3 protein-coding genes and 1 pseudogene are annotated in these 6,332 nt (G+C 69.2%); 3 read left to right on the forward strand and 1 reads right to left on the reverse strand.

Annotated features, from left to right (window positions below):
* Window positions 1-197: 197 nt before the first annotated feature.
* On the forward strand, window positions 198-2,012 hold the full coding sequence (locus tag ASG32_RS02650; protein WP_056522170.1) for a thioesterase family protein: 1,815 nt from the start codon (window positions 198-200) through the stop codon (window positions 2,010-2,012).
* A gap of 7 nt (window positions 2,013-2,019) precedes the next feature.
* On the opposite strand, the gene ASG32_RS02655 is transcribed toward ASG32_RS02650, so the two are convergent.
* Window positions 2,020-4,230, reverse strand: coding sequence for an EAL domain-containing protein (locus ASG32_RS02655; RefSeq protein WP_244491771.1), 2,211 nt, complete (start codon window positions 4,228-4,230; stop codon window positions 2,020-2,022).
* Between the two features lie 371 nt (window positions 4,231-4,601).
* On the opposite strand from ASG32_RS02655, the gene ASG32_RS34860 reads away from it, so the two are divergent.
* Together ASG32_RS34860 and ASG32_RS34865 are read left to right on the forward strand one after the other, a co-directional pair.
* The coding region (locus ASG32_RS34860) for a CHASE3 domain-containing protein (protein WP_244491772.1) at window positions 4,602-5,428 on the forward strand (827 nt) is incomplete at its 3' end.
* 1 nt (window position 5,429) lies between these two features.
* A pseudogene (locus tag ASG32_RS34865) lies at window positions 5,430-6,332 on the forward strand (methyl-accepting chemotaxis protein); the annotation flags it as partial.

The following is a 6,332-nucleotide window of genomic DNA, read 5'->3' on the forward strand; positions in this document are numbered from 1 at the left end:
GCGGATCACCCGGGCCTCGGCGCCATGGCGGGTGCCTGTAGGACACGCGCGCCCCTCGGATCGCCGGCCGTGGCGGAGCAGCCCGATGCTTTTCCCTCACTGAATTTCTTGTATCCGCCTTCTTTTGGGTTCGCCATATTCCCGAAACGAATCTGATACGCTATTGCAGCTTAAGGTCCGGAGCGCTTGAAGCCACAATGCCTTCCCAGTTCATCCGCTCCGCGGCCTGGGCACCCACGATTGCTTTGTCGTGGTTCTGGGGGCTCGGGTTTTTCTACGCGATCCATGTCACGCTGACATACGGCTGGCTCGGGTTTCTTGCCTTCGCCTTGCCGAACGCGATCGGTCTCGGCCTGTTCGGCTGGATGCTCGGCGCGCCCCGTCGGAATCTCGACGCGATCGTGGCCGCCGTGCAGGGCCCCTACGCGCTCCTGTTCATGGGGGCCCAGTTCTTCGCCGTCGCGATCACGATCTTCGGCTTCGCGGCCTACGCGTGGCTTCCCCTGTTCGGCCACGACGCCGCCGTGGGCGTGATCGCATTGGTCCTCGTCGCCTGCTCGCTCGGCCACGCCGTCCCGCTGCGCGGGATCCGCATCGTCCATTGCGGGGCGCTGGCGGTCGGGCTCGCCGCGAGCGTGATCCTGCTCGGCGGTGTGTCCGCGCACCGGGACGGCTGGGATGTCCCGCTGCAGGCCTTCGACGAGCGCTTCTACGGGCTCGTCGTCCCCTCGCTGGTCGGCTTCCTGCTCGGCCCCTGGATGGACATCCAGCAGTGGCAGCGGGCGGTCGAGATCCGGCGCTCGGGCGGGTCGGTGCGCGCGGCCTACGTGACCGGCGCGCTCCTCTTCCTCGGTCTCCTGACGATCAACGCGCTCATCGCCGCGCGGGCGGGGCTCGGCATGCCGGTCGTCTCGTCCGACGGCCTGTCGGGAGCCTACGCGGCCGTTGCGCAGGCGATCGGGCGCGAACCCGCGACCGGCGTCGCGGTGGCCTTCGTGATCTGGACGGCGATCGCCGCCGCGACCACGATCGACAGCTTCTACAGCGCCACGCGCTGGCTCGGAATCTCGGTCACGGCCCGCAGCAATTCCCCGCTCCTCGCCTTCGTGCCGGCCGGCCTCGTGGCGTCGCCGGTCTGGATCCTCGGTGCCGCGCTCGCCACAGCGGCGGCGGCGATCTGGGCGAACCTCTCGCTCCTCTACCTGATGATGCCCTTCGCCACGCTCCTCGTCGGGGCGGCGGCGTGTCTCGTGTGCGAGACGCTCGGCGCGACCCGCCGCTACGACCCGGTTCTCACCTCCATGATCGGAGCGACGGCGTGCCTGATCTTCGTGACGGGCTATCTGGCCCCGAGCTGGGCGCTTCTGGCCATCGCGCCGCTGATCGGCCTGATCGGCGCACTCCCGATGATCGCCGAGGTCCTCGGCTGGCGCGCGCCGCCGCCGGTCGCGGAGCTGATCCCGGCGGCGGAGCGGGCGCCGCGGGCGGCGCCGGTGCCCGTGGCGGTGGACCAGACCGACGCCGTCGCGTCGCACGGGTTCGACGGGCACTGGTTCGTCCTGCGCCTCATCCCGACCTACGACGACACCAACTCGGTCGGGAACGTCTACTTCGCCAATTACGTGCGCTGGGTGGGCAAGGCCCGCGAGCTGTTCTTCAACATCTGCATGCCGGATTTCGACCTGAAATCGACGGACTTCTACATCCTGACGAAGTCCTTCCAGCATGACTTCCGCCGGGAGGCGATGGAGTTCGAGCCGGTCACCGTCCGCATCTCGATCGCGAGCCACAACAGGAAGTTCGTGACCCTGGCGCACGAGATCCACAGCGAGGTCAACGGCCTCCTCGGCCGGGGCGAGCAGTCGCTGATGTTCGTGGACACCGTCCACTATCGCCCGCTCGATATTCCGCGGGCGATCATCGAGGGCTTCCTGCCCTACTGGCCGAAGACGTCCCCGCACGCCGTCGCGGGCGGGAGCGGCACGACCGGCGTCGCGCCGCTCGGCGTCTGACCGCGCCTCACGCCGCCTGAACCGCCGCCGGGAGGAGTTGACGGCTGCGCGCCAGCGCGGCGGCCTGCTCGGCCGGCAGCGGCTTGCTGAACAGGTAGCCCTGGAACTCGTGGCACCCCTGCTCCAGCAGGCAGGCGCGCTGGGCGTCCGTCTCGACGCCCTCCGCGGTGATCGTCATGTCGAGGCTCGTCGCCATGTCGATGATCGCGTTCACGATCGCCGCAGCGCTCCGCTCCTGCGGCAGGTCGCGGACGAAGCTCTGGTCGATCTTGATCTTGTCGAAGGCGATCCGGCGCAGGTAGCTCAGGCTCGAGTAGCCGGTCCCGAAATCGTCGAGGGACAGCCGCACGCCCATCTCGCGGAGCTTGGCGAGCGTGGCGTTGATCGCCGGCGTGGCCTCCAGGAACACCGATTCGGTCACCTCGAGCTCCAGGCGCGGGGCGGCGAGCCCGGTCGTGCGCAGCGCGGAGCGGACGAGTTGCGTCAGGTCCGAGTGCCGGAACTGCCGCGGGGACAGGTTGACGGCGATGCGGACATCCCCCGGCCAGCCCGCCGCGATCCGACAGGCCTCACGGAGGATCCACTCGCCCAGCGGTATGATCACCCCGGTCTCCTCGGCGAGCGGGATGAACTCGCCGGGTGAGACGAAGCCGCGCACCGGATGCTTCCACCGGATCAGCGCCTCGAAGCCGCGCACGCGGCACTCCTTGGCCGCCACGATCGGCTGGAAGTAGAGGACGAACTCATCCCGATCGAGGGCGCCCCGCAGGTCGGCCGTCAGGGCGCGCCGCGCCTCGATCCGCTCATCCATCTCCGCTTCGTAGAATCTGTAGCCGTTCCGGCCCTCGCTCTTCATGCGGTAGAGGGCGAGGTCGGCCCGCCGCATGATCTCCTGGCACCCGTCCTGCGGGGCGATCGCGATCCCGATGCTGACGCTGACGGTCAGCCGGATGCCGTCGATGGTGAACGGCGACGCGAGCGCCTCGACGATGCCGTTCGCGAGCGACTCGATGCCGTGCAGGTCACGGGCGCTCCGTCCGGTCGCGAGGACCGCGAATTCGTCGCCCGCCAGACGGGCGAGCTGGACGTCGGACGCCTCGAAGCTTCGCAGCCGCTCGGCGACCGATTTTAGGAGCCTGTCGCCGGCCGCGTGGCCGAAGGTGTCGTTGACGCTCTTGAACTCGTCGAGGTCGAGGGCGAGCACGGCGAACCGGTCCCCCTGCGCGAGCCGTTCCCGCGCCGTTTCCTGGAGCTGATGGAACAGGACCCGGTTGGGCAGATCGGTCAGGGAATCGTGCAGGGCGAGATACGACAGCCGCTCCTCGGAGCGCCGCTTCTCGGTCACGTCCGAGCCAACGCCGCGATAGCCCGAGAACGCGCCGGCCCGGTTGAAGGTCGGCTTGCCGCTGAGGCACCACGTCCGCCGCTCGCCGGCGATGTCGAGCTGCAGGTGCAGGTTCCGGAAGGCGCGCCGCTCGGCGATGCAGCCCCACAGGGTGGTGCTCGAGTGGCTCCTGGGCGGCGCCACCGGCGGCAGCAGCAGCCGCTCCAGGGGCAGGCCCATCAGCTGGCGCTCGGAGGAGCCGGCGACCTCGATCAGGCGCGGCGAGACGTGCTGGAGGCGCAGGTCGGCATCCGTTTCCCAGAGCCAGTCGCTGGCGCTTTCCTCGAACTCGTTGAGCAGGAGGTGGGTGAATTCCTGCTGCCGTTCCAGCTCGATCTGCGCGATGACCCGCATCGTCAACAGCCGGCTGAGATGCACGATCGTGAAGCAGATGAAGATCGCGTAGAAGAACAGCAGAACCGCGACGTAGATGTAGAAGGGCTCCCCGGTCGTCGCGAGGGCGATGAACGAGCCGAGGATGATCAGGCCGGAATAGCCGATGGCGACGCGGGGCAGCACCGCCGCGCTCATGCCGGTCGCGATCAGGCCCGCGATGCTGGAGGCGATCAGGAGCCGCCCGTGCGCGTCGGCCCCGGCGAAGAGCATGACCGGGATGGAGGCCAGCAGGAGGCCGTAGGCCTGGGCGGCCAGCACCACGCCCTGGACGAATGAGGACGGCACTTCGAGGGGTTTCGGACGGGAGCGCCAGCGCCAGCACTGCTGGAGCGAGACCACCGCCAGGGGCAGGACGAGCGCCTCGAGCCCGGCGAGGTAGACCCGGTTGCCCGGTTGCCAGAACAGATAAACGATGACCTGTACGACGCTGAGGCTCACAAGAATCGTGAAGGGAACCAGGCGGAGCGCGACGTCGAGCTGCTCGACACGGGCCCGCGCGCGAAGGTTCGCGTCGAGTGGATCCGCTTTGCGATCGGTATCGATCAGGAAAGAAATCAACATCTCGCGCGACGCAAACGCCCTCTGAGAAACCTTTACGATCGAAAACTGCGGCTCTCGCTATTTAGATGCATACACAATCGCTCGCTTGCACAAGTACAAGTCGCTCGTCGGTTTACAACTCGTAAATATGGCGCCGGTACCCGGTGCTGCGGCTCGCATCCGCCGGGCGGCGGCGCTAAGAGGCGAGCGCGCCCTTGGTCGCGGCTCAGCCAGAGCCGTCAGCGGGGCCGCGTAGGATGAAGCAGACGATGCCGCAAACGCTGGGCCTCAACCGCATCCTGGGCGGTGCGATCGGTGTCATCGCCCTGGTGTCGGTCCTGACCAGCGGCGCGGTCCTGATCACGGCCGATCAGCTACGGGACGCGACCGATGCCCGGAGCCGGTCCAACCAGCTGATCCGCGCCCTCGACGGCTTCCGCGCGGCCATGCTCAATCAGGAGACCGGACTGCGCGGCTACCTGATCACGGGCCGCGACGGCAGCCTGGAGCCCTACCGCACGGGGCGCCAGACACTGGACGAGGCGATCGACAGGCTCAGGACCCTGATCGGCCACGATCCCGAGCGGACGCGCCTCTTGGCAGACGCGGTGGCCGCGGCCCGCAGCTGGCAGACCGAGGTCGGCGAGGTCGTCGTGCGAATCGCGGCCGATCCGGCAAAGCGGGACGAGGCGGTCAAGATCGAGGCGGACGGTCAGGGCAAGCGGCTGTTCGACACCTTCCGCGAGAAGCTCGCGGCCATCGAGGGTCTCGAAGGAGCGGTTCGGGCCGCGCTGGCCGAGCGCGTCGCGCGGAGCGAGCGCAACGAGGGCCTCGCCCTCTGGGGCGGAACGCTGATCACGCTGCTGATCTGCCTGGGCATCGGGGTCGCCATCAACCGCCTCGTCGTCAGGCCTCTCGTGGCGGTGATGGGCTTCGTGGGACGGGTCGGCGAGGGCGACCTGTCGAGCACGCTCGACGTCCGCGCCGGCGGCGAAGTAGGCCGTCTGAGCACGACGCTGAACACGATGGTCTCGGGTCTGTCGGACTTGGCGCGGACGAACCGGGCGGCGACGGCGGACCTGAACGCGGCCGCGGCNGGCCGTCTGAGCACGACGCTGAACACGATGGTCTCGGGTCTGTCGGACTTGGCGCGGACGAACCGGGCGGCGACGGCGGACCTGAACGCGGCCGCGGCCGAGATCCGCGCCTCGGCGCAGGAGCAGGCSGCCTCGGTCGAGCAGCAGTTCGCCGCCGTGCAGGAGACGGCCGCCACGGTSGACGAGATCACCCATTCGGGGGCGCAGATCTCCAAGCGCGCSACCGAGGTGATCGCCACCGCCCAGGCCACCGCCCAGACCTCGCGCCAGGGGCTGCGCGCGGTGTCCGACACCGCCAAGGCCATGGACGCGATCCGCGAGCAGGCGGAGGCGGTGGCCGGCAACATCGTCAGCCTGTCGGAGAAGACCCAGACGATCGGCGACATCATCGAGACGGTCAACGACATCTCGGAGCGCACGCACCTGCTGGCGCTGAACGCCGCCATCGAGGCGGCCGCGGCCGGCGAGAGCGGGCGCAGCTTTTCGGTGGTGGCCTCGGAGATGAAGCTCCTGGCCGACCAGGCCAAGGCGGCCACGGGGCAGGTGCGGGGGATCCTGGGCGAGATCCAGCGGGGCATCAACACGTCGGTGATGCTGACCGAGGAGGCGGTCAAGCGCGCGGCGGCGGGCAAGACGCGCTCGGACACGACGCAGCGCACGATCGAGGAGATCACCGCGCGGGTGGAGGAGAACGTGCAGACGTTCCAGCAGATCGTGGCCTCGACCAACCAGCAGCAGCTGGGCATCGAGCAGGTGATGGGGGCGCTGCAGAACATCCGCCAGGCCAGCCAGCAGACCGCGGCCGGCACCCGGCAGGTCGAGGCCGCCTCCGCCAAYCTCACCGAGATGGCCGCGGTGGCCAATGCCTGCGGGCTCACCCCGCCGCGCGACGGCCTCGCCTTC

This window comes from Methylobacterium sp. Leaf361, assembly GCF_001424445.1.
GTDB lineage: Bacteria > Pseudomonadota > Alphaproteobacteria > Rhizobiales > Beijerinckiaceae > Methylobacterium.

Bases quoted from the DNA above. Each gene is read 5' to 3' on its own strand.
- ASG32_RS02650 (WP_056522170.1), top strand. From the start codon at position 198: ATGCCTTCCCAGTTCATCCGCTCCGCGGCCTGGGCACCCACGATTGCT.